Origin of the sequence: Cystobacter fuscus (assembly GCF_002305875.1) — a bacterium.
Lineage (GTDB): Bacteria > Myxococcota > Myxococcia > Myxococcales > Myxococcaceae > Cystobacter > Cystobacter fuscus_A.
This window is the reverse complement of record NZ_CP022098.1, coordinates 1,084,446-1,107,433: the sequence shown is the minus strand read 5'-3', so window position 1 is coordinate 1,107,433 and position 22,988 is coordinate 1,084,446. Positions and strand designations below refer to the sequence as shown.

At 68.0% G+C, this 22,988-nt stretch carries 21 protein-coding genes; 9 read left to right on the top strand and 12 right to left on the bottom strand.

Annotation, left to right across the window (positions count from 1 at the left end; all coding sequences use genetic code 11):
- Nucleotides 1-129 precede the first annotated feature (129 nt).
- Nucleotides 130-825: a DUF2293 domain-containing protein gene (locus CYFUS_RS04640; protein WP_095984128.1), complete on the bottom strand. Its 696-nt coding sequence runs from the start codon at nucleotides 823-825 to the stop codon at nucleotides 130-132.
- A gap of 144 nt (nucleotides 826-969) precedes the next feature.
- On the opposite strand from CYFUS_RS04640, the gene rnz reads away from it, so the two are divergent.
- A complete protein-coding gene (gene rnz, locus CYFUS_RS04635) occupies nucleotides 970-1,893 on the top strand; it encodes a ribonuclease Z (RefSeq protein ID WP_095991803.1) in 924 nt (307 codons plus the stop codon).
- Nucleotides 1,894-1,933: 40 nt separating this feature from the next.
- Here rnz and CYFUS_RS04630 read toward each other — a convergent pair whose 3' ends face one another.
- Complete coding sequence (locus CYFUS_RS04630; protein WP_095984127.1) at nucleotides 1,934-2,449, bottom strand: hypothetical protein; 516 nt, start codon at nucleotides 2,447-2,449, stop codon at nucleotides 1,934-1,936.
- Nucleotides 2,450-2,526: 77 nt separating this feature from the next.
- On the opposite strand from CYFUS_RS04630, the gene CYFUS_RS04625 reads away from it, so the two are divergent.
- A complete protein-coding gene (locus CYFUS_RS04625) occupies nucleotides 2,527-3,048 on the top strand; it encodes a YkgJ family cysteine cluster protein (RefSeq protein WP_157758238.1) in 522 nt (173 codons plus the stop codon).
- A gap of 291 nt (nucleotides 3,049-3,339) precedes the next feature.
- Here the strand turns inward: CYFUS_RS04625 and CYFUS_RS50305 are convergent, their stop codons facing one another.
- From CYFUS_RS50305 to CYFUS_RS04605, 5 genes are all read right to left on the bottom strand, one after another.
- Nucleotides 3,340-3,657: a hypothetical protein gene (locus CYFUS_RS50305; protein WP_157758237.1), complete on the bottom strand. Its 318-nt coding sequence runs from the start codon at nucleotides 3,655-3,657 to the stop codon at nucleotides 3,340-3,342.
- Nucleotides 3,658-3,672: 15 nt separating this feature from the next.
- A complete protein-coding gene (locus CYFUS_RS04620) occupies nucleotides 3,673-4,968 on the bottom strand; it encodes a hypothetical protein (protein ID WP_232537371.1) in 1,296 nt (431 codons plus the stop codon).
- Nucleotides 4,969-5,049: 81 nt separating this feature from the next.
- A complete protein-coding gene (locus CYFUS_RS04615; protein ID WP_095984125.1) occupies nucleotides 5,050-6,006 on the bottom strand; it encodes a DUF2381 family protein in 957 nt (318 codons plus the stop codon).
- A 118-nt stretch (nucleotides 6,007-6,124) separates the two neighbouring features.
- Nucleotides 6,125-8,002, bottom strand: coding sequence for a serine/threonine protein kinase (locus CYFUS_RS04610; RefSeq protein WP_095984124.1), 1,878 nt, complete (start codon nucleotides 8,000-8,002; stop codon nucleotides 6,125-6,127).
- Between the two features lie 139 nt (nucleotides 8,003-8,141).
- Complete coding sequence (locus CYFUS_RS04605; protein ID WP_095984123.1) at nucleotides 8,142-9,095, bottom strand: alpha/beta fold hydrolase; 954 nt, start codon at nucleotides 9,093-9,095, stop codon at nucleotides 8,142-8,144.
- 123 nt (nucleotides 9,096-9,218) lie between these two features.
- Here CYFUS_RS04605 and CYFUS_RS04600 point away from each other — a divergent pair, with 123 nt between their 5' ends.
- A complete protein-coding gene (locus tag CYFUS_RS04600; RefSeq protein WP_095984122.1) occupies nucleotides 9,219-9,992 on the top strand; it encodes a rhomboid family intramembrane serine protease in 774 nt (257 codons plus the stop codon).
- Nucleotides 9,993-10,135: 143 nt separating this feature from the next.
- Nucleotides 10,136-11,857: a hypothetical protein gene (locus tag CYFUS_RS04595; RefSeq protein ID WP_095984121.1), complete on the top strand. Its 1,722-nt coding sequence runs from the start codon at nucleotides 10,136-10,138 to the stop codon at nucleotides 11,855-11,857.
- Nucleotides 11,858-11,863: 6 nt separating this feature from the next.
- Here CYFUS_RS04595 and CYFUS_RS04590 read toward each other — a convergent pair whose 3' ends face one another.
- Nucleotides 11,864-13,855: a hypothetical protein gene (locus CYFUS_RS04590; RefSeq protein ID WP_095984120.1), complete on the bottom strand. Its 1,992-nt coding sequence runs from the start codon at nucleotides 13,853-13,855 to the stop codon at nucleotides 11,864-11,866.
- 57 nt (nucleotides 13,856-13,912) lie between these two features.
- Between CYFUS_RS04590 and CYFUS_RS04585 the strand changes: the two genes are divergently transcribed.
- The gene (locus tag CYFUS_RS04585) at nucleotides 13,913-15,076 is read left to right on the top strand and encodes a DUF6068 family protein (protein ID WP_332468338.1); all 1,164 of its coding nucleotides are present in this window, start codon (nucleotides 13,913-13,915) and stop codon (nucleotides 15,074-15,076) included.
- A gap of 12 nt (nucleotides 15,077-15,088) precedes the next feature.
- Here the strand turns inward: CYFUS_RS04585 and CYFUS_RS04580 are convergent, their stop codons facing one another.
- Nucleotides 15,089-16,015 (bottom strand): hypothetical protein, encoded by a 927-nt coding sequence (locus CYFUS_RS04580; protein WP_095984119.1) that lies wholly within the window; start codon nucleotides 16,013-16,015, stop codon nucleotides 15,089-15,091.
- Between the two features lie 50 nt (nucleotides 16,016-16,065).
- On the opposite strand from CYFUS_RS04580, the gene CYFUS_RS04575 reads away from it, so the two are divergent.
- Nucleotides 16,066-16,677: a YdeI/OmpD-associated family protein gene (locus tag CYFUS_RS04575; RefSeq protein WP_095984118.1), complete on the top strand. Its 612-nt coding sequence runs from the start codon at nucleotides 16,066-16,068 to the stop codon at nucleotides 16,675-16,677.
- A 16-nt stretch (nucleotides 16,678-16,693) separates the two neighbouring features.
- Here the strand turns inward: CYFUS_RS04575 and CYFUS_RS04570 are convergent, their stop codons facing one another.
- Nucleotides 16,694-17,182, bottom strand: coding sequence for a hypothetical protein (locus CYFUS_RS04570; RefSeq protein ID WP_232537369.1), 489 nt, complete (start codon nucleotides 17,180-17,182; stop codon nucleotides 16,694-16,696).
- A 226-nt stretch (nucleotides 17,183-17,408) separates the two neighbouring features.
- On the opposite strand from CYFUS_RS04570, the gene CYFUS_RS04565 reads away from it, so the two are divergent.
- Entirely contained in the window at nucleotides 17,409-18,221 is an 813-nt protein-coding gene (locus CYFUS_RS04565; protein WP_157758236.1) for a monalysin family beta-barrel pore-forming toxin, read from the top strand.
- A gap of 25 nt (nucleotides 18,222-18,246) precedes the next feature.
- Here CYFUS_RS04565 and CYFUS_RS04560 read toward each other — a convergent pair whose 3' ends face one another.
- Together CYFUS_RS04560 and CYFUS_RS04555 are read right to left on the bottom strand one after the other, a co-directional pair.
- On the bottom strand, nucleotides 18,247-19,308 hold the full coding sequence (locus tag CYFUS_RS04560; RefSeq protein ID WP_232537368.1) for a terpene synthase family protein: 1,062 nt from the start codon (nucleotides 19,306-19,308) through the stop codon (nucleotides 18,247-18,249).
- Between the two features lie 14 nt (nucleotides 19,309-19,322).
- A complete protein-coding gene (locus CYFUS_RS04555; protein ID WP_095984115.1) occupies nucleotides 19,323-20,696 on the bottom strand; it encodes a cytochrome P450 in 1,374 nt (457 codons plus the stop codon).
- Nucleotides 20,697-21,293: 597 nt separating this feature from the next.
- On the opposite strand from CYFUS_RS04555, the gene CYFUS_RS04550 reads away from it, so the two are divergent.
- On the top strand, nucleotides 21,294-22,280 hold the full coding sequence (locus tag CYFUS_RS04550) for a type VI immunity family protein (RefSeq protein WP_095984114.1): 987 nt from the start codon (nucleotides 21,294-21,296) through the stop codon (nucleotides 22,278-22,280).
- Nucleotides 22,281-22,462: 182 nt separating this feature from the next.
- Nucleotides 22,463-22,933, top strand: a complete 471-nt coding sequence (locus tag CYFUS_RS04545; RefSeq protein ID WP_095984113.1) for an NUDIX hydrolase — start codon at nucleotides 22,463-22,465, stop codon at nucleotides 22,931-22,933.
- The last annotated feature ends 55 nt before the right edge of the window (nucleotides 22,934-22,988 follow it).

The following is a 22,988-nucleotide window of genomic DNA, read 5'->3' as shown; positions in this document are numbered from 1 at the left end:
CATTCCTAACCCGCCGGTCAGAAACGGCCAAGGGGGATTCCTGAACCCCGGGTCAAGAATACATTCAGTCAGCTTATGACACGCATCAGAGTATCTTGTTCAAGTTCCCCGGACTCCGGGTATGTCTGTCTATGAGGGCTGACCCGGACCGAGCCGCGCGAGCGCCTTGCACAGCGGGCACGCGGCCACCGGGTGACTGCCCTCGCGGCGATGCAGGTCCAACACCGCGCGCGACACCTCGGCGAGCTCCCGGCGCACCTCGCGCCGCGCCCCCTTCACCCGGGCGATGGAGAGGTTGTCGTAGGCCGTCGTCTGGTGGCGCATCCACGCGATGACGGCCGCCTCGGCGCGCCGCTCGATGGGGATGCGCTCGGTGCGCGCCACGGTGCCGCTGCCCACGGGCGTGGCATGCGCGGACACCGCCACCGCCAGCAACTTCGCCTGGGGCATGAAGGAGGGCGCGAAGGCGAGGAAGCGCAGCACCGCGTTGGCGAAGTCCACCTCGTACTCCGACTGCTCGCGCTCGCGGCGGCGCACGTCGGCCTCGCGGCGGCGGGCATAGGCCGGGGTGGCGCGCTCGGCCTCCAGGGCCGCCTGGGCGGCGGTGATGTGGGCCTCGGGCGCCCAGACGCCGCGGGAGAAAATCTTCCGGCCCTTCTTCTCCACCACCGTCCAGCTCGGACCGGCGGCCTTCACCCGGCGCGTGAGGCCCGCGTCGCCCGGGGGCAGCAGGGCCCAGCCAGCGGGCACGGTGAGGACGGAGCCATCGGCCGCGCGCACGCGGCGCGGGTCGCTCGTGGGGGACACGGTCAGGGAGTCGCTCATGGGGAGGGCGCGCCTCATAGCCCACCCGCCCCCGGGCGAAAAGAGCCCCCACGTCAACCCCCTCGCCCTCGTGGTACATGAGGTGGATCGCGCACACATCCGGTCGCCGCGCCGGGAGGAGTTTCATTCATGGGCAGCGCTGGCATGTCCATCCTCAGGCTCACCTTCCTCGGCACCTCGGCCGCCCAGCCGACGTTGCACCGCAACCTCTCCGGACTCGCGGTGAAGGCCAACACGGATCTGCTCCTCTTCGACTGTGGCGAGGGCAGTCAACGGCAGATGGTGCGCTACGGCACCGGCTTCAGCGTGGACGCCGTCTTCTTCACCCACTTCCACGCGGACCACTACCTGGGCATCATCGGCTTTTTGCGCACGCTCGGGATGATGGGGCGCGACGGCGCCGTGCAGCTCTATGGGCCGCCCACCGCGCGCCGGCTCCTGAACCAGGCGGTACACCTGGGCGTGGAGTCCCTGTCCTTCCCGGTGGAGATCCACGAGCTGCGCGACGGCGACACCGTGCAGCGGCGTGGCTACTCGGTGCAGGCCGTGGCGGTGGATCACCGCATCAACGCGCTCGGCTACGTGCTGCAGGAGGACGAGCGCCCGGGGAAGTTCAACCTGGAGAAGGTGAAGGAGCTCGGGGTGCCGCCTGGGCCGCTCTATGGCCAGCTCCAGCGGGGCGAGCCGGTGCAGCTTGCCGACGGCCGCACCATCCGTCCCGAGGAGGTCGTCGGCGAGCCACGGCCCGGCCGGCGTCTGGTCATCTCCGGCGACACCCGCCCCTGCTCCGCCCTGGTGAAGGCCTCGCGGGAGGCGGATCTGCTCATCCACGAGTCCACCTTCTCCGATGACGAGCAGGCGCGGGCCCTGGAGACGCGACACTCGACGGCGCGCGAGGCGGCCCAGGTGGCGCGCGAGGCGGGCGCCCGGCGGCTCATCCTCACGCACCTGTCCAGCCGCCACGACACGGACCCATCCCGGCTGCTCACCCAGGCGCGCGAGGAGTTCAAGGGCCCCGTCGAGGTGGCCTACGACGGGCTCACCGTGGAGCTGCCCCTGCGCGACTGAGCCCCGCGCATCGGGGCTGCACGGGTCCGCTCCGGGTGCCCTACTTGACGGCCGTCTCGGCCTCGGCGCGCAGGGCGCGGGCACCCTCCGGGTCCACGCGCTGCAACAACTCCCACTCCAGCTCCCGGTCGCGCGTCATGTTGGTGGTGTCCGTGCCCAACGCCTGGCGCTGGCCCGTGCGCGAGTCCACCGGTCCCGGGCCGGACTCGGTGCGGTTCTGCCGGAAGATCTCCACCGCGCTCAGCACCGGGCTGGGCTGCTTGCCGCGCACGTAGTAGCGCACGTAGTTGGTGCCCAGCGACGAGGGCGCGCCCACCATGGCCCAGTCGGTGGCGATCTCGAACGCGCCCGGTGCCTCGCGGATGGGCAGCTCCTTCTCCTTGAGCAGCGAGCGCACCTGGGGCCACACCTCGGCCATGGGCTTGCGGTACACGTAGCCGCTCGCCTTCTCCTGGATGTACATCTCGCGGCGGCTGGAGGCACATCCAGCGGCGAACAGGACGGCTGTGAATACCACCACGGACTGAAACCACGGCGAGTGCTTCGAGGAACGCATGGCAGCTCTCCTGGTGAATGAGGCGGAGAGCGGGCATTTGAAGCATGGGTGCCCGGGGAGCGCTAGACTCGCGCGCCATGAAGGACGGGCCCCTTCGTCGGAGCATCAAACGCCTCGCGCGGCTGCGCTATGACTTCGACCTCGCCGTCACGCGACTGCTCCTGCGCGCCCGGGGAGAGCCGCGCTACCGGCTGACGGGCGCGTGCAACGGCTGTGGCCGCTGCTGTGAAGCGCCCACCCTCGCCGTGAGCCGGCCGGTCCTCTTCCTGCGCTCGCTGCGCTGGCTCGTGCTCACCTGGCACCGGCTCGTCAACGGCTTCGAGTACGCGGGCGAGGACCGCCGGCACAAGCTCTTCGTCTTCCGCTGCACGCACTACGACCCCACGACGAAGCAGTGCGACTCCTACGACAGCCGGCCGGGGATGTGCCGCGACTACCCGCGCAACCTCGCCTTCGAGGCCCTGCCGGAGTTCTTCCCGGAATGCGGCTACTCGGCCGTCTACAAGAAGGCCGAGCCGCTGCGCCAGGCGCTCAAGAACAGCAACCTGTCGCCGGAGAAGTACGAGGAGCTGGTGCGCAAGCTGCACCTGCGCGAGTAGCCCCGCGCGCCCTGCTTCACGCCGGAGGAAGATGGGGGAAGTGGTCGCGGGAGACTTCGCGCGCGTCCCTTCAGGAGACGAGCTTCGTGCCGATGAAGCGCAGGAGCGACGAGAGCCAGACCAGGGCATAGGCGAGCGGAGGACTCTTGCCGGACGCGATCTTCGTCAACTCGTTCCAGTTACGTGCACGGTGTTTCCCGTTTCAGAATCGGTGAACTGGCGTCCCTCCCTGATGACTCGACGATGTGGTGCTACTCCTTTCAGTACGGGATTCTGTTAGCACTACGCCCATCAGAATTCTCGCGGGTCGCTCCATTCAAAGTCGTCATCTTGCCAGTTTGTGCGAGAGTTCAGTGTCTCACCAAATCTCTTGATGAAATCCTGGAGGGCTTCGACCTCTGTCTGTCCCAGTCCGGCTTCCCCATCAGGAGCTCCATTGGCGTCTTTCACACACACATTCGCGACTGCGACGAAGCCTCCGGAGCTTCGCTCAAGGACCTTGATCTTGTATCTGGACAAAGGAAGACACCGCATGTCTCGGACCTCGAAAATGCCAACCACCCGCTCTATTTTCGAGGCACCGTGCAGAGCGACTGTTCTCCAGCTCATTCCTTGTTTCCTTTCTCATCGAGCCCCAAAAGATACGATGCGTCCATCCGGCGCGATATCAATGTACCGACCGCTTTTAACATAGCGAATCACGCCCTTGGTATGCCCTTCAATTGGAAATCTCTGTGCACCCGAGGTGCGCCGCGATAGCTCTTCTGCTTTTCGCAAGTACTGCGCGGCATCCTTGGCGCCAACCTCTGCTCCATGCTTGGCGAAGTGCTCTTGAAATGACTCAGATGGAGAGTCGTAGCTCCCTTCATGCCAGATGTCCTCAAGGTTCTCGAAGTCATTTGTTTTCGGAAGGCCACCGCCGCTCGTGCCACTTGATGTCATGGCCACCGCGCCCGGCGCGAGGGCGATGGTGACGGTCTCGGCGCTCACGGTGACCGACTCCACTTCCCCCACCGCCGCGAGACGGATGCCCACTTGCGTCTCGGCTTGTACGGCCGCCTGCATGGAGCCGGGCAGCTTCGGCACCTTCGCGGCCAACCCTGGCGCCGTGTTGCCGACGGCCGCCATGGCCAGCATGGCGAACGCTCGCGCCGCGTTCCGGCCCATGAGCTTGCCGTACCGCTCGCCCGCTGCGCGCAGCTCGTTGAACGTGGTGGCCCGGTCCGCCTCGTCCATCAGCCGCTTGAAGCCCACGACGAGGCCCCAGAAGGTTTCGACGCCCACGTAGGAAATGAGGGTGGCGGTCATCACCGCCGCGAGGCCCTTGGAGACTGTCACGTCGGGAAGGGAGACAAGAACCATGTACGTGGTCCAGGTCCAGAGCACGGCCGCCACCATGGCGTGGGGGTCGGCCATATCCTTGAACGCCTCCAGCATCTCGTCCAGCACCGCACCCTTGGCGAGCGCCAGGGCCAAGGCGAAACGGCCATCCCCGTTGAGAATGGGGCTTTCCGTCAGCAGGCGCAGACAGTCCCCGGGCCTGCCAGTGCGCTCGCACCAGCGCAGATAGGCGCGCGTCAACTCCACCTGCGCCGTCGTTGACTGCCCCTCCAGGTGCTCGCCCGGCTCGAGCGGCGTGATGCGGCGGCCAGGTGGCTCGTACGTGTACGAACCGCTCCGCGCCTCCACCTCGAACAGCCGCCGCGCTGCTTCCTGGGGCCGAGTGGAGGGCCGCACATCCCGAGCCAGTTCCGACACGGCCTTCTTGAACTCGCCGTTGTCCAGCGCCACCGGCCTGGCGCCGGAACGAGGGGTGAAGACGAGGGGGTCGGCCTGGCCCGTGTCCAGGCGCACGACCCGGGAGGCGGTGCCACACCCGAGCAGGAGAACCAGCATCACAGCCGTGCGGCACAGCTTCATGGGGATTCCTCCCGGCTACCCCTCCTTGGGTAGCCAGTCTGGAAGAATACCCAATGGGTACGGCAACTCCCGGAGCGGGGTTCACGGGAAGGTCACTCCGCTCAGGGTGACAAGCCGGCCTCCGTTCTCGTCCCACAGCTTGAGGGTGAAGGTGCCCCGCGCCTCGTGAGCCAGCAACTCCGTCTCCACCATCACGAGGTCCGACCCTCCCGGCGAAATGGGCGCGGGCTGCCACACCTTCGCCTCCTTCACGTCCTGGCCTTTTCCCACCAGCAGTGCCGCATCCCTGGCCGTCCAGGGGGCCGTGCCGGGGTTGTCCATGGTCATCGCCACGGCCACCCGCATCACGTCTTCGTCTTTTTCCCGGCGCATGGTGGTGGAGCGGTAGCTGATGACGGTTCTCGCGGGGAGCGTGTTGGCCGAGGGCATGGTGATGACACTCGTGAGGTCTTTGGCCAGGACGCCTTGCCCGTTCTTCGCGTCCACCCTCAACAGCCCGCTGGCGAACAGCCCCGTGATGCCCAGCCCGCTTCCTTCCGCCTGCGTCCGCACCAACTCCGTTTGAAGCTGCCGGATTCGGGCTTCCTTCTCCTGTACCTCCTCCTGGTAGTCCTCGACGGTGCGCCGATTGCGGAAGACTTCCACCTGCCGCACGGCCCGAGCCGGGTGGCCCACCAGTTCGAAGGTAGCACTCGCTGGGGCGGCACCATCCGCGAAGCGCACCACCAGTTTGAGCCGTTCCCCGGACCGGAGTCCTTCCAGGGGGATGACGGTGATGCTTCGCGTCCCCGTGGACACGTCCTCGAAACGCTCGCGCTCTTGCAACTCCACCGCACCCGGTGGCAGCGGCGAGTCGAACCGGAAGGTGGTGGGAAGGTCGGGGCTGATGCACACCTCCAGCGCCTTGTCGGTGGGAGCCGCCGACAGCTCGAGCCGGTGTGGCGACGCCTCACAGCTCGGGAGAGCTGGCTGCGTGGTAGCGCTGACCTCCGCGAGGAGCGCCAGGAGCAAGAGCACGGCGGGGGACGAGGTGAGCACGGAGCGGGGACCTCCAGCAGATGGGGTAGAGACTGGAGAAGTGGGCCTCTACCATACCTTCCCGCCCGGTAGGGCAGGAGCGCTCCCAAGCCCCCGCCCGCGAACCGCTCGGACAGCGCTACTCGAAACGGCGCACCGCCTCCACGCCCATGGAGGAGAAGACCTTGGCGGTCTCCGGTCCGCCATCGGGCTTCACTGGGACGCCACTTCTACCCTCGGCCCCCGCATCCAGGCAGACCTTGAACGTGTCCCCCGTGGGTGTTCGGGCCTCGGTGAAACGGACATAGGCACGACCGTCTCCGAAATGGAGCTTGCCGGAGAAGATGGTCCCCGTTCTCCCCGCTGGCAGCTTCCATCTTTCGTCTGGGCGCGAGTTGAGTGCACCCCCAACAACCAACCTCGCGGACGTGACGCCCTCGCGCACGGTGATGAATTTGGATTCTTCGTCGAAGCTGGTGAGGGAGACGAGGCCCGTGTCCCCAATGCCGATGCCGAGCGTTTTCATGGTCTCGACGGCACCCTCCGGGCACGCCTCGGCTTCGGGGGCGGGACGCACCTGGGCACCGGGACACGCCGTGTTGGCGGCTGCGGCGGCACCGACACACCACGTGGCCACGGTTGAGAGGGGCCCCTTCTTCTTCTTCTTCTTCTTGTCCCCCGGGGGGCTGGGGGCCTGCTGCTTCTTCAAGGCGTCGTCCTTGGGTCGCGTCACCAGCGAGGCGACGACCGCAGGGGTTGCCTTCGCCGGGGGCGGAGCTGCGGCCCGCTCAATTTCCGGCGGCGGCCACGGGGGCGCCACTTCCTGACCGAGAAGTGCTTTCCACGTTGGGGAGGGGGCGGAGGACTCCATGGGTGGGGACTCGGGCTGCCACCGCCGCGCGAGCCACCCCCCGGCAAGGGCCACTCCCACCAGCACGGCCATCCACACCGCCGCACGCCGAAGCGCCTGGAGCGCCAGGGCCTGCACGGGCACGCGCGCCACCGAGGCCGGAGTCGGTGTCGCCGGGGTGGGCTCCACGGGGGGCACGGCGGCCTCGGGCGTCTTCCGCGCCGCGGCTGCCCGGCGGCCTCGCCTCGGTCCACGGGGGCCGTCATGCAGGGGCACCTGCCAGGTCGCATCCGCACGGGCCTGCAAGAGCGTCAGCTCCTTCACCAACTCCAGGACGCTCGGGTAGCGCTTCTCCGGCGTCTTCTCCAGCAGCTTCATGCACACGTCACTCACCACCAGCGGCACGTTGGGGTTGACGATGTGCGGCGGCAGGGGCTCCTGGTGGATGACGGCCTGCACCGAGGCCTCGTCATCCCACGTCACCTCGAAGGGAAAACGACGGGTGAGCAGCCGGTAGAGCACCACGCCCAGGGCGTATTGGTCGTCCGCCTTCCCGGGCCGGTAGGTGACTCGTCGGTCGTTCCAGTGCTCCAGGCCGAAGCGCCACGCCTCCGGGCTGCGGTAGTTGGGCGTCCCCGGGGGGAACAGGCCCTCGGTGAGGGTGGTCTGCCCCTCACGCCTGGCGGCCCCGAAGTCCAACAGCACCGGCTCCCCATCCTCGTCGCGCACGACGATGTTCGCCTCCTTCACGTCCCGGTGGACGACCTGCCTGTCATGCACCACGGCCAACCCCCGTGACACCCCCATCACCTTGCCCACCACGGCCCACGTATCGGGATTCTCTTCCCAGGCCCACACGTCGAGCGGGCGGCCCTCGACGTAAATCATCTTCAAGCAGAAGAACTCGGGCAGCACGGGCGGCCAGTAGCTGAAGCCCACCTGCTGCACGAGGTTCTTGTGCTGGAAGGGCATGGCGAGGATGCCCTCGCGCTCGGCCCACTGCTTCGCCCGGTAGAGCGGGACGAACTTGAGGGCGAACAGGGTGCCCGTCAGCTTGTCCCGTGCCCGGTACACGGTGCCGTAGCCCCCACGCTCCACCAGCTCCTCGATGATAGCCCCGTTGACGTTCGTGCCGGACGGCAGGTCCGGCGTGTCCCGCTCGTTCATGGCGCCACACGCTAGCAGCTCCGCGAGGCGGATACCTACCTGGTGAGACTCCCTCGCGGGGCCAACTTCTCGGACAGGGTGGCGACTCCCTGGCGGGTGCGCAAGCCGCGCCTGCGCGAGTAGCCCCGCGCGCCCTGCTTCACGCCGGGGGATGGAGCTCGCGCTCCTGCTCCCGGGCGCGCACGTCCACCACCTCCACGTCGCTCGTGGGACGCGCGGCACGGAAGTGCTCGAGCAGCAGCGACGCCACCTTGTCCGGCGCCTCGAGCGGCAGGGTGTGGCCCTCCTCCGGCAGCAGACGCACGACGGGGCGCTGCTCGAAGTATGGCTCCAGGCCCCGGGTGAACGCCTCGCCCAGGGCGGGATCCCGCTCGCCCCAGATGAGCATCAGGGGAGCGCGCGCACGCGGCGTGGCGAGCAGCCGGCGCCGGCCCCCGGGCGTGAAAAGGAAGCGGAACAGCTCGCGGTAGTAGGTGATGGGCGGGCGCGCCGCCTCGGGCCTCGAGAAGTGGGCCTCGTACTCCGCCAACCTTCCCGGAGGCACGCGCGAGGCGTCCACCATCTGCCGCCGCAGCATCCAGGACACCAGGACACCGCCCCCCGCGGACAACAACCGCTCGGGCAACCACGGCAGTTGGAAGAAGAAGGAGTACCAGGAGCGCAGCATCTGCGCGGGTTTGACCATCTCGCGCACGAGCAGCGCCGGATGCGGGGCGTTGACCACGGCCAGCCGGTCCACCACCTCCGGGTGATGGGCGGCCACGTAGAAGGCGATGGTGCCGCCCCAGTCATGCCCCACGAGGTGCACCGGCCGGCCCGGACTCAGGTGCCGCGCCAGGTGGACGACATCCCTCGCCAGGGTGTCCAGGTCGTAGCCCGTCTCGGGCCGCTCCGTGTCGCCATAGCCGCGCAGGTCCGGCGCGACGACGCGCAAGCCCGCCGCCGCCAGCGGGCCCATCACCTCGCGCCAGCTCTCGGACAATTCGGGAAACCCATGGAGCAGGAGCACGAGGGGCCCCTGGGCGGGCCCCGCCTCCAGGGCCTGCATGCGGAGACCGGGCAGCGAGACGGGACGGGAGAAGATGGCGTTCATGGCCGTACAGTTAAGAATCTCCCCCCGCGCCAGGAAGCGCCCCGCGCGGTCGTCCTCTCCCCCACAAGCAAGAGGGAAAGCGCTGCCCCCGCGCGCCGCAGTGGGCATGATGGGGCTCGCGCGATGATTCCTCTCAGTGACGACAACCCCACGCTCCGCAGTCCCGTCATCACCTACCTGTTCCTCGGCGCCATCGGCGCCACCTGGGTGCTCGTCCAGGGAGCGGGCTTGAATCCCCTGGTGCTGGCCACCAGCGTGTGCAACCTCGGGCTCGTGCCGGGCGAGCTCACCGGCCTGGCCCCCGAGGGCTTCCCCGTACAAATCGGAGAGGGCCTCGCGTGCGTGGTGGACCGCGAGCCCATCAACACCCTCACGCCCCTCACCTCCATGTTCCTGCATGGCAGTTGGAGCCACCTCCTCGGCAACTGCCTCTTCTTCTGGGTGTTCGGCAACAACGTGGAAGACAGCATGGGGCGGCTGCGCTTCATCGTCTTCTACATCGTGTGTGGCCTGGCGGCGGCGGCGGCGCAGGTGCTCGTGGACCCCGCCTCGCCCATCCCCATGGTGGGAGCCTCGGGCGCCATCTCCGGTGTCATGGGGGCCTACCTGCTGCTCTACCCGAGCGTGCGGGTGAACATGCTCTTCATCTTCATCATCTTCTTCAAGGTGATCCCCCTGCCCGCGTGGATGGTGCTCCTCTATTGGTTCGGTCTCCAGGTCATCACCGGCCTGCCCCAGCTCAACTCCCTGAGCGCCGAGGGCGGCAGTGGCGTGGCGGTGTGGGCCCACGTGGGTGGCTTCGTCGCGGGGCTCGTCCTCATCAAGTTCTTCGAGAACCCCCGCCTCACCCGTCAGCGCTCGGGATGGCGGCACCGCCTGCACCCCGACCATCCGTGAGAGCGCCCGGAATGAGCCGGGAACGAACGCGCCGGTTCGGCTGTTCCGGCGTCCGCACCAGGGCATGAAGCTTGCTCCCTGGACAGCAATCACCCCCCGGGAGCCCGCCGCTCCCCGGAGACAGTCCGTGAGGTCGTGGCAAGATGCGCTGGGGCAGGCAGTTGCGGTGTGGCATTGCGCGGCATTCGCCGCTCCTCGTGGCGCTGCTGAGCCTGGGGTTGTGGGACTCGCCCCCGCGGGCATCGACCCGCATGGAGACCGAGCCGCTGTTGCCTCGGGGCCTCACGCTCGAGCTTCCGCCGCCGCAGACGGTGAACGAGGAGGAGGTGCTGCGCATCACCCTCCCCGTGAAGGGTGGCCGTCCAGGCACCCGCGTCTTCGTGGAGGGCCTACCGCCCGGGGCCCTCTGGCATGAGCCCTCGCGCACCCTCACCTTCCAGCCGGACTTCATCCAGGGCGGGTGGCGCCACGAGGTGACGTTCACCGCCGTGGACGGGGAGCAGCGGGTCCAGGGGGAGTTGATGGTGACGGTGCGTGACACCGTGCGCCCGCCCGAGCCCCGCATCGTCCAGCGCGAGGAGGAGGCGGGCAGCCTGCGTCTGACGCTGGAGCAGCCCACGGACACGTGGCTGGACAGCCCGAGCCAGGCCGGCCGTACCTTCCCCGCGGTGGTGACGGTGCCCCTGGCCGCCACGGCCCGTCAGCCCATGCCGGTGACGGTGCGCCTGCACGGGGTGGGCAACTGGCCCCCCTCCCCCGAGGTCTCCCGGGACCGCTTCATCATCCAGCCGAGCGATCCGCAGCTCACCTACTGGTACGGCTACTCGGAGGACGTGCTCCGGGGCACCGCGCCCAGGGGCAGCGTGCCGCCGTATACCGTTCGCCGGGTGCTGGCGCTGCTGGAGTGGGTGCTGCGCAGCTATCCCAGCGCCGACCCCAACCGGGTCTTCGTCGAGGGCGACTCCATGGGCGGCGCGGGCGCGCTGACGCTCGGCCTGCTGGACGCCCGGCACTTCGCGGGGGTGGTCGCCCGCCATGCCCAGCCCGTGGCCCGGGCCCACCGTCCCTGGCGCGTGGCGCAGCTCTCGTCCTTGTGGGGCATGCCGGAGGAAGAGGTACCAGGGCCCGCGGGGCTGGGCGTCTGGAGCCGGCTGGACATGACCCGCGCCCTGCGCGACGAGCCCGAGGCGCGCTCTCAGTTCCTCATCCTGGAGCACGGCAAGGACGATCCCATCATCCACTTCGGCTCCATGGTGAGCCCCAGCACCCTCACCGGCTCCTCCTTCTACGAGACGCTGCAAACCCAGCACATCGGCCACGTCGCCGTGTGGCACGAGGGCGGCCACACCGAGCCGGATCCCTGGCTCGGGGAGCGCTGGTGGGACCGGGGCTGGAATCCGCGCACGGATCCAAAGTCCTTCCTGCGGCGGGACGTGGCCTTCCCGGCCTTCAGCCGCTCGTCCTGGGATGGAGATCCGGGCCGGGGCGGCAACGGGCACCAGCCGTGGAGCAAGGAGTCCGGCTACGCGGGAGACCCGAAGGTGGCGGGCGACACGGGCTGGGATGGGGACGTGGCGGGCATGTTCAACCGGGCGCTGCGCTGGGATGCCAGCCGGCTGGTGGACACCCCCCAGCGCTTCGTGATGCCACTGCGCGCGGTGCTCGGTCCCGGCGTCACCACCATCCCCCAGGTGGACGTGACGCCCCGGCGCGTGCAGCGCTTCCAGTGCCTGCCGGGCGAGCGCATCCGCTGGTCCTTCGGGCATTCCCACGGCACCGTCTTCGCCGCGCCGGATGGGGGCGTCACCGTGCCCCGCCTGAGCCTGCGCGGGGACTGGACGCCGCTCGTGCTCGAGCGCGGCTGAGCCGGCTCACGGCTTGACCGGCTCCGTGCTGAAGGCGAGCCGTTGGATCTGCCGGTTCACCTCCTCCTGCGCCTCGCGCTGCTCCTGCGCGAGCCGCTCCAGTTCCCGGGCGATCCCCTCCAGCCGATCCTCCTGCTCGTTGAGCTTGGTGACGAAGCGCGCGACCAGCTCGCGCTGCGGCGTGCCGCTCTTGAGGGATTCGATGTTGGCCCGGATGCGCTCCTGATCCTTGAAGAGCTGCGCGCGCTCCTCCGTGCGCTGGCGCACCTCCTCGGAGCGCCGCGCCACGCGCTCACGCAGGGAGATGATCTCCCGCAGGCTCCGGGCCACGCGCTCGTCGATGAAGCCCGAGCTCAAGAAGAAGCTCACCTCGTCCAGACCCGTGTTGGCGAGCAGGTAGGTGCGCTGGCGGCCCGAGGACTCCGTCACGGTGAACGTCTCCGAGCCCCCCGCGGCCAGCCCCCGCGTGAAGCGCCAGTAGTGGTCCGTCGTCTCGTCGGGCGCGCCCACCTGATCCAACCGCCAGCCCTCCGTGCGCGGGTGTTCCAGGAAGAGGATCTGCGCGCGCTTCGCCTTGTTGCGCAGATGGTAGTGGGTGCGCCGCATCATCATGAACTCCACCGTCAGCACGCCATGGCTCACCATGGCCCGGCGCACCGGCCCCTCCTCGGAGCGATCCTCCACCGACACCACGAACCCGAGCTCCACCGCGTAGGGCACCAGGCGCCGGTCCTCCGGCTTCATCGTGTCCAGCATCGCCTCGCCCACGTACGTGTCCCCCTCCGTCACCGTCACCGGGCCCCCCTCCAGGGTGAGCCCCGTGGTGTTGCGCAGCTCGAGGCACGCCAGGGGGTTCTTCTCGCGCGTGGCGCGGTTGTAGAGCAGCACCCGCCGTCCCTCGAAGGGCCGGTGGAGGATGGGCACCAGCGCGCTCTGGTTGCGGCGCACCGTCACCGGATGCTGCACGCGGTACTCGAAGAGCTCGCCCACCTCCTTCGTCACCGTCTGCACCGCCGCGCTGCGCTCCTGGGCCTCGCGCCGGGCCATCCCCCCGCTCGACATGGCCCGCATCATGGGGGCGGGCGCGAGGGCGGGGGCGGACGCGGCCATGGGCGCCACCGCCGCTTCCGGCTCGGCGGCCATCTCCCGCACCGCGCCAAAGCCCTCCTCGGGAATGACGGGCGCGACGGCCGCCTCGGTGCGCACCTCCACCACGGGCCGCCGCAGGTAGCGCGGGTTGTACAGGTCGTGCACGAAGGACACCGGCAGCCCGGCCATGAGCGTCAGCTCCACCTGCTCCCAGTCCTCGTCCCCGGTGTTGTCCACCACCGCCCAGCCCTGGAGCACCGGCGGCTTTCCCTCCTCCAGGAGGATGCGATAGCTCGTCTTCCACACCGGCGCTTCCAGCACGTAGGACACGAACAGCTCGCGCTTGCCCTCGCCCGCGGTGAGCACCGACACGCGCTTGCTGTCCTTCTTGTACGAGGAGAGCATCGTGGCCAGGTAGAACTCCAGGTCCGCGCGCACGGCGTCATCCAGGAAGGTGAGCTCCGCCACCTCCAGCAGATCGAAGCCGCGCAGCGCCGCGCCCACCAGCAGCGTCAGGTAGGGCCGCTCCACCACCGTGTCGCCCTCGGCCACGGACATGGAGTCGAGCCCCACGATGACGCCCTCCACGAGCTGCTCCGTGCCCACGCGCGCCCGCACCCGCGCGCCCTTCACCTGCCCGAGCAGCGAGGTGAGGCTGCCCGACTCGGGAATGCGCAGGGTGATGTCCTGGAGCCGCTGCTCCAGGGGCTGGGTGGAGTCGTAGCTCACCGCCGACACGGAGCCGCCCGACAGGTCCAACACCGTCATGGACTTGAGGACGTCGTTCATGTCCCGCGCCTTGAAGTCCAGGTGGAGCGTCTCTCGGCCCTCCACCGTGCCCCGGCGCTCGAAGTAGCCAACGCCATGCTTGTAGAGAACGACGCGGCGGACGGGCAACGACGGGGACATGCACGCGGCTCCAGCGAAAGATGGGAGGGGCTTCACCCCCGGTGTATCAAGTCCCCCATGCGAATGCGTTTCCCTTTCCGCTCCTCCGTGCCCCTGGGCATGGCGCTCGTCCTGCTCGCAGGATGCCAGGGCATGAAGTCCGGTGGCCTCGCCCCCACCCCTCCAGAGCCCCCCATCCCCTCGGCGACGTCCCCGTGGCAGCGCGCTCGGGTGGGGGATGCCGTCACCTACACCTTCTCGGCCTGGCAGGGCGCGGCCCCGGGTGGCACGGCCCGCTCGCTGCGTGGCCTGGTGACGCTCGAGGTGGTGGCCGTGCAGCAGCCCTGGGTGTGGGTGGACGTGTCCTTCACGGACGAGGCCGGCAAGCCCCTCGCCCCGGTATGGCTCGCCTGGCCGCAACTGCTGCCGGTGCGCTCGGACGTGACGCGCCCGATTGAAGTGCCCCCCCTGGGCAAGCCCGCCGCCGAGCGCCCCACCGTCGCCGGCCGAGCCTGGGACGCCCAGCGCTTCGAGAAGGACTCGCGCCCGGTGGATGGCCCGCTCGTCTCGCGCGTGTACGCCACCGAGCCCGGACCGCTCTACCTCACCCGGGGGCTGCTCAGCGCGCGCACGGAGACCGCGGGCTTCCACGTCCCGGGCGGCAGCGAGTGGACGCTGCGCGACTTCCGCGAGGGCTCGTCCACGGCCAGCCCCGCCGCGCCCGCGCTGGAGCGTCCCCTGGGCTCCGGCACCTATTATGACCGGCGCCTGGAGCAAGGCCCCACGCCCACCCTGACGCGCGTGTGCTTCGGCGCCGAGCGCGGCTATCTCCTGCGCACCGAGGCCCCGCTGGACACCCAGGCCGCGCCGTGCACGAACTTCGCCGAGGCCGAGCCCGAGCCCCTCGAGGAGGTGTTGACGGGACTGGTGTGGGAAGCGGTGGCCGTGCCATGGCCCCCCGCCACCGCGGCCGCCGGTACGCGCGGCACCTTCGAGGCCGAGGGCCACGCGGTGCCCGCGCTCACGGCGCAGCGCACGGAGAACGACGGGAGCACCCAGCGCGTCCTCTCGGAGACGTACGCGGCCGACCCGTGGTCCCCCACGCTGGCGGGGCTGGCGCGCGAGGCGCGCTTCCAGCCGCTCGCCGAGAGCACCGAGCGCGTGGAGAAGGGCGGCAAGCGCGAGTTCGAGGGCGGCTCCCGGCTCGTGCGCTGGGGCTCCTGGTTGAGCGGCGCGAAGTAGCGAGCCGCGGCGTCAGGGGGCGGCGGGCGAGGTGTAGTGGAAGACGTAGGCGCGCTCGGTCTGCTCGCGTCCCGACTCGCTCTTGCCCTGCGGTGAGCGCAAGCGCATCTGACTGGAGCGCCGCAGCGTCAGCCGGTGGGGAACGAGGGTGGCCGGCTCCACCACCGCGCGCAGTTCCTGGGTCGACTCGAAGGACTCGGTGACGGGGCCATTGCCGGACTGAGCGGTCAACGCCTGCTGCAGAAGCTTCTTCGCCTGCTCGGAATCCGGATTGGACTTGAGCACCAGCTCCACACAGCGCGGCTCCTTCTCGTCGGGGGTGCACGCCGCCGGGCCCACCCAGCGGAAGGTGGTGACCAGGTCCAGCTTCCCACCTCCGAGCTGGGGAACGGCGGTCGGGCTGCGCAGCTCCCGCGACTTGCCCGGACCGAGATTCAGCCGCGGCCAGGCGCCGGCGCTCATGTTCCAGAAGTCGAGCGCGACCGCGCGCAGCGCCTCGTCCGTCGTCACCATGCCGAAGACGCGGCGGTTGGCCGTGTCGAGAGACTCCAGCTTCACCTCGCTGGCGAAGGCCTCGCGCGCCTTCGCCGCCCCCTCGATGCCCAGGAACTCGCCCTGGCGCGAGACGCGCACCAGCGGGATGCGATCCACCAGCCGATCCGTGGGAGACCCCATTCTCGCGGGCAGAGTCCCCTTCCACCCGGAGAAGTCCTCCCGCTTCACCTGCAACTCCTCGCCTTGAAGCTGGGTGGAGAGGGTGAAGGTGGCCCGGGCATCGTGGCGCTGCGTGCGGTCTCCCGCTTCCCGCTCGCCCTGGATGTGGACCTCCACCCGGGCCTTCAACCCCTTGGGCCAGGCGAAGCGGAGGGTGGAGGCAGGCTCGGCGGCCGAGACGGAGGTGCCGAGCAGGAGGATCGGGAAGAGGAGGAATGAGCGCATGGGCGGAGCATGCTGCCCCAGCCGGCGCGGTCCGTATACTCCCCGGCACCATGAAGCCGCCCTCGAAGCCCCCGTCGAAACCGACCTTCTTCGCGACTCCCGCCGACTGGCGTGCCTGGCTCGAGAAGCACCATGACCAGCAGCCGGAGTTGCTGGTTGGGTTCTACAAGAGGGATTCGGGCCGCCCCAGCATCACGTGGCCCGAGTCGGTGGATCAGGCGCTGTGTTTTGGCTGGATAGACGGGGTGCGCAAGCGGCACGACGAGCACAGCTACACCATCCGCTTCACTCCCCGGAAGCCACGCAGCATCTGGAGCAGCGTCAACATCCAACGCGTCCAGGAACTCATCGAGCAGGAATTGATGCGTCCCGCGGGCCTGCGAGCCTTCGAGGCCCGGTCGGCGGAGCGCTCGGGAATCTATTCCCACGAGCAGGAAGACATCGCGCTGCCCGAGGCCTATGACAAGCAATTGAAGGCGAACAAGAAGGCCTGGAGCTTCTTCCAGGCGCAGGCGCCCTGGTACCAGCGATCGGCCCTCCACTGGATCACGAGCGCCAAGAAGGAAGAGACGCGGCTCAAGCGGCTCGCCACCCTCCTCCAGGACTCCGCGGAGGGACGTACCGTGCAACCCTTCACCCGGACGACCAAGACGTCGAAGTGAGCACCGCGGCCCCGCCCTACCTGCGAACCTCGGGCGGCACCTGCGCCAACCACCCCACCTCCAGCGCGCCCCAGAGCCCGAGCAACACGGCCTCGGCGGCGTCGTGCCGCAGCGAGGTGGGCCGGGGCGCATCGGACCAGTCAATCACCCGGCGCGCGAGCACTCCGGCGGCGTCCTTGGCGACACCTCCGCTGCGCTGCTCGCGGGCGTACAGCAGCCGCGCCCGCCAGTCCTGGGCGGACACGCGCAGCACCGGAAGCGCCCGCCGGAGGGCCTCGCGCTCCCACACCTCGGCGATGGGCCCCCCACCCTCCAGCACCAACCACGCGAGCGGCCCGGCCGAGTGCAACACCGCGGGCACCGCGCGCTTGAGCCGCGACGGGGAGCCAAAGTTCTGCGAGCGGTACCAGCGCAACCGTCCGTCCTGGCCATAGAGGGCCAATCCCGAACGCAGCCCGAGATCCACCGCGAGCAACCCCGGCGCCGAGGGCGCATCCGGACTCACACCTCCTCCGTCCAGACGACGTCCACGCGCGTTCTCCCCGTCCTCGAGTCCAATTCCATACCTCCGAACACCGTACATTGAAGCACACCGGGATGGATTGTCTTCTTTTGAGGGTTCATGGCGATCCACCCCCTGGCCCACTCGACAGCTCGGGGAGCTTGCCGGGATGATCCGGAGGGAGGGAATCGGGCCGATGAAGACATGGGCCCGAGTGGGGGGTTCCACCATGAGCCACGAAAAACCCGTGAGCGTGACCCAGCAAGACTCCGGCTTTCTGGAGCTGAGGAATGTGAGCGACTTCCTCCGGCATCAGAAATCGGCGGTCACCGCGCCGAACATCGTCACGGGCCAGCTCAACTCGACGAGCTATCCCTGGGCCGTGGGCGGTGACGTCGGCATCGACTCGTGCCTCGAGAACCAGGATCCGCCGCCGGGATGCTGGGTGGATGGCGAGACCGTCTATGGCGACATCTACATCAAGACCCAGAGCTGGGGCACCTACACGCGGCCGATCTTCGCCTACCTGAAGTACGTGAACACGTATACCTATCCGAGCGGCGCCACCCACCACTACGCCACGACCCAGACCGTGGGCCTCACGGAGACCTTCACGAAGGAGGTCAACGCGAGCTACTCGGTGGGCGCCAACATCGACATCGTCAATACCAGCTCCAGCATCGAGACCGGGTTCTCGAAGTCGTCGTCCTGGTCCCAGCAGACGATCCAGAGCTGGACCGCGACGCTGCAGGGGCCCGCGACCTTCTATATCTATCAGGTCGCGCTGGTGTACGCCCACTGCGCCACGAAGGCGGGCAAGAGCTGCGCCTCCAGCTTCAAGTACCAGCGCACCCGTGTCATCAATGAGTCGCGGACCGATCTCTACTACCTCTCGTCCATCAGCAAGAAGGACATGGTGATTTTGAGCAAACCCCTCATCCCGCTGAGCTGGGATCAGGTCCAGCAATACGTGCTGATCGACAACTGGAACACCTGGTACTTCGACTACAGCGCCCACGGCGATCCGTTCCGCCGTTACTAGGCGTGCAGTGCCCCGGGCCAGGGGCTCACCCCCGGTTCGTTCGGGTGAGTTCGTGCGCCAGCTCGATGCCCGCGTCCAGGTGCAGATCCTGGATGAAGCCCCGGCCCGCGATGGGTCGGGTGTGTTCGGGCCTGGTGGAATAACGGACGCACTCGGCATGTGAATAGACGGAGCCGTGAGCCATGAGCTCGAGACAGTGGATGTACCGGTCCAGACGGGCACGGTCGGTAGCGCCAAGACCGAGGGTGTCGTAGAGGACGGGCATCCCAGCCTTGACGGTGAGGAACCGCTGGACCGTCTCGTCGACCAGGGCCGCGGTGCGTTCCAGTGCCTGGGCGGTGGTGAGCTTCTCCGCGCGTTCCATGGCGAGGACCACGTTGACCTCTTGCTGGTGCCGGTCCTTGGGCAGGGAGAAGACGTCGTTCTGTAGCAGCACGATGTCGACCACGCATTGGCGCAGCGCCTGGAGCTGGCTGGCTCCAATGACAGACGCGGGCACCTCGAAGCCCTCCGCGACCTCGATGAAGTCAATCATGGCGTTCATGCCAATATCGAGGCGACGGAGCTCGAACGCGGTCCGGGTGTCGATCTCGCCGAGGCGGTTGCGGAAGGTGGTCATCCGCAGCACCCCGATGAGGTACCATTTCAAGTGATCGCGGAACCGGGCCATCCAGGTCGCGGACATCTTCGGGGTGAGCCGCTGGAGGATGTCCGCGATGCCTCGCGCGGCCGCGTTCTCCCCCGGAGTCCCGGACGTGGAGTAGAGAACGCCAATCATGTTCTCGGTGATTCGGGCCACCCGCTCCGGCTGGTTCCCGAGAGGGCCGGCGAACTGGTCGTCATAGAGGAATCCCCAGGTGATCCACTCCGTGGCCAGGTCCAGGATGTCACCGCGCCCGGTGGGTAGACAGTGCCCGGTGAGACGACCCCAATTCCACGCCTCCAGTTGCCCGAGCGCGAAGTCTGTGGTGGCCAATCCCATCTGGCGGGCCCATTCGACGCTGTGACGTTGGGCCTGTTCGATGTCGGGACTGAGGTCACGAGGGAACGGAAACCGGAACTCGATCGCGGCACGCTGGGTGTCCATCTGCAACGGCGCTCCTAGGAAACAGGTGTGGAGGAACGGGGAACGGCGGTCATCAGGACCTGGTTGGGTCGCAAGACCGCGCGGGGAACCTCCCGAACGCGGTGGCCGGGCACCGGGACGAGCCGCCACCGGGCGGCGATGGTGGCGACGGCGATCACCATCTCGGTGCGGGCGAAGTAGTCACCGATGCACTTGTGTTTCCCGTCCCCGAAGGGAATGAAGGCGTGACGCGGAATCTCCTGCATCCGTTCCGGCAACCACCGGTCGGGGTCGAACCGCAACGGCTCGGAGTAGAGATGTGGGTTGCGGTGGACCATCATCGGGCTGATGATGACCTCGGCCCCGGCCGGCAGGTGGGTGCCCGCCAGTTCCAGGGCACGGGTGGTACGCCTCGTGAACACCCAGATGGGCGAGTGCCGGCGCAGCGTCTCGGAGATCACGTTCTGGAGGTACTGCAACCGGGGCAGGTCGTCCGGGGTGATGGCCCTGCCACCCAGCACGGCGTCCACCTCGGCATGGAGCCGCGCTTCCACCTCGGGGTGGCGTCCCACTTCGTAGAAGAGCCAGGTCAACGCGGTCGCCGTGGTCTCGGACCCGGCAACGAACAGACCGGAGATCTCCATCCGGAGCTGTTCATCGCTCATCCCCTGGCCGGTCTCGTCATCCTGTGACGCCAACAACGCGGACAGCAGATCTCCCTGGTCACGGCCATCCGCGCGCCGCGATTCGATGAACTCATCGAGGATCTCATTGAACCGGGCCTTCTTGCGCACGAAGGCCCGGTTGATTGGCATTGGCAGCCGCTCGAAGAAACGGCCAGACAGCAGGGTGTGGAGCCCCACCCATGAGTTGGCGGCGTCGATGTAGTCGCCGATCTCGGCGGTGATGCGCTCCTCGGTGTTCGCGCCGAACAACGTCCGGGTGACCGAATTGAGCGTCAGACGATGCATCTCCTCACGCAACGAGAGGTGGGCACCCGGCGACCATCCGGCAATCTGCGCGCCCACTTGCCGGTGGATCGTCTCCATGTAGCCGTGGATGCGCGGCCGGTGGAACCCCGGCTGTAGGAGTTTTCGTTGCCGCCGGTGAAAAGCTCCGTTGGAGACAATGAGCCCCTTGCCGATGGCGACTGTCGCCTTGTCGAAGATGCGCCCCCTCTCGAAACTCTCGGCCTGGGTGACCAGCACCTGATGGATGCACTCAGGAGAAGTAACCACATACAAGGGAGAGGGCCCGACCCGGAGCTGGACAATGTCACCGAGTCCACTCAACGACTGCAGATAATCGAGAGGGGAGCGAACCAGCCGGAGAGCATGGCCAAGCAGCGGCAACCCGCCTGGCGCCTCCCTGACGGAGGCGGGGGGAGACGAGGTCACGGCGGTGTTCATGGGAGGACGCTCCTCGCTGGACGATTCCCCGCGGCGACCATGGCCCGCGTCGGACGCTCCGAGAGTCGGAGAGGAAAGCCTGGGGGGGAAGCAATGTTTTTCCTAGCGAAATCCCGGGTGGCGGGCAACGCAAGTTTCCCACGGAACATCGAGAAGACCCAGTGATGGGGCTCCACGGGCCCGACAACAGGTGAAGTGGCCTCCCGAGCATCAACGGAGCGCGGCGCACCTTGCTCCGCCCGGAGCAGGCTCCGGCACTTCCGCGGCGAAGGGGACATGGAGACAAAATGCCCATGCGGAGCCCGTCATGTCCGAAATGCGGCGTTGTCCTCCAGGTCACCGGACGAGCACCCGAGTCCAAGAGCACCTGCGCATGTGGCGACGTGACGACCATGCCCCGCCAGGGACGACTGGAACGTGGCGCTCGGGATCGGGATGTCGGGCGAGTGCCCCGACCGTGAGTTGACACGGGGGGAGCGCGGGGGGGCCGGCGGCTACAAGGAACTCGACGTTCGGATGGAGCATCTGGGACAATCATGAACCGCTGACGCAACATCCATCCCGTGCCCTCATCACTCCTCAGTTGGGAATCAGCCGATGAGCCATCGCCTTCCCCGTATCCGCCATTACGCCGCAACGCCCGGTGGTGAAGTGCTCGTCCAGCGGGACGTGGTCCGGCTCGTGCTGCATTTGCCTTTTGATCACGTGGACCTCTCCGCAGGCGTGAACCGTGCGCTCGACATGTACTTGAGTAGCGTGGGGCAGGGGCCGGAGATTCTGTCCGAGTGGTGCGACGTGGAAGGCGAAGACGATCTATTTCCGCTCGATGCGCAGGGCTGGGATTTCATCCGCTCCGAGTTGTCCCCGCCCCGGGGTGAGCGGTTCCTGGATGATGTCCGCGATGATGAACGGTACGTGCTTCGGCGAGTGAAGAAGCAGTTCGATCGATCCGTGGAACTCTCGGGTGGAGAGGGGGGCCTGAGTGGCTACGGTTTCTTCTATTGGGGGCGGCTACCATGGCGCACTCCACAGGCGGACGAAGTCAGTCTGGTGAGTTTCTCGTGGCCCACCGAGTACATGGAGGCACGGGGCTCCGGGAAAATGCGAGCGGAGATTGAGCAACTGGCCGCGCTGCTGCCCTATGCATCGGGGCACGCGGGGCTGGCGTTCTATTCGTCCAGCGTGTGGGGGCCCGTCATGAAGGACATTCACGAGGAGGCACTGCGCTACCCGGGCCTGGACGTGACCCACGGGCAGCGAGCGCTGGGCGCACGAGTGGACGGGGTGCACTGGCTCAATTTCCTGGGCCCAGAAGTGTTGGTGCAGGTGGGCGGAGCCGAGGCGCTCCGCTCCCGGCTGCACGCGCCGACCACCACGGTGACAGCCCTGGAGGAAGAACGAGCTTTGGTGGTACTGAGCCCGGAGCCCGAAGCGGGAGACGTGAGCCAAGGCAACACGTTACCGGCCTGGCGCGAACTGGCACGTGTGCTTGAGCCCTGGCTCCTCCCCTTCCCCCATTACCTGTCCTGGCGGGATTGTCCTCCTGACACTGCACGCCGCTGGTGGCGGCGATTCCTCGATTGAGCTAAACCGCATGTCTCTTTTGACTTCAACGCTGGCACCACAGCTCGCGTGTATCCGGTTCACCCTCTCTGTGTATTGAATGCGCGCAACACTCCAGTCTCAAACGATTATCGAATCTCGCGGCAGCATAGCTCGGTGGAAAGCCATAGAATCCCTATGAACCTTGTCCCCGGGAGAGGACCATGACAAAGGGGAGCGCCTGGCAAGGTAACTGGAGGGTCCGCCTGTATGAGCGGATTCGAGAGCGTGGTTTCGACTCGCTCACAGCCTTCGCGGATGCGCGTCCCGCCGTGCCGTTGCATGCACTCGCCGAGGAACTGGGCGAAGAGGACGTCGCCGGAGTTCAGGTGATGGGCGGGTTACTGGCCGAAGCGGAGCAGCGCAAGCAAGTCACGCGTTTCGTGCGTGATGTACTCGTGCGAATTTTGTCGCAAAACCTCCCAGAGGGTTGGCCCGCCATACTGGACGAATCATCCCGTTTCACGGTGGCCCAGTCCTTCGCCATGTGGACCAGCTTCACGCCTGAAACCCACAAGGAACGGGTCATGCAGGCCAGGGCAGCGCTCCGCGCCACGCCACCACCGCCCGGTTGGCGCCCGCTCAGCCCTGACGACGAGTTGCTGCGCACGCTCCTGCCTGACGAGGAAGTCTAGACCTCCCCCTGTGAGAGGGCGGCGTTGCTGGGCCCTACTTCCGGCCGCGCACCAT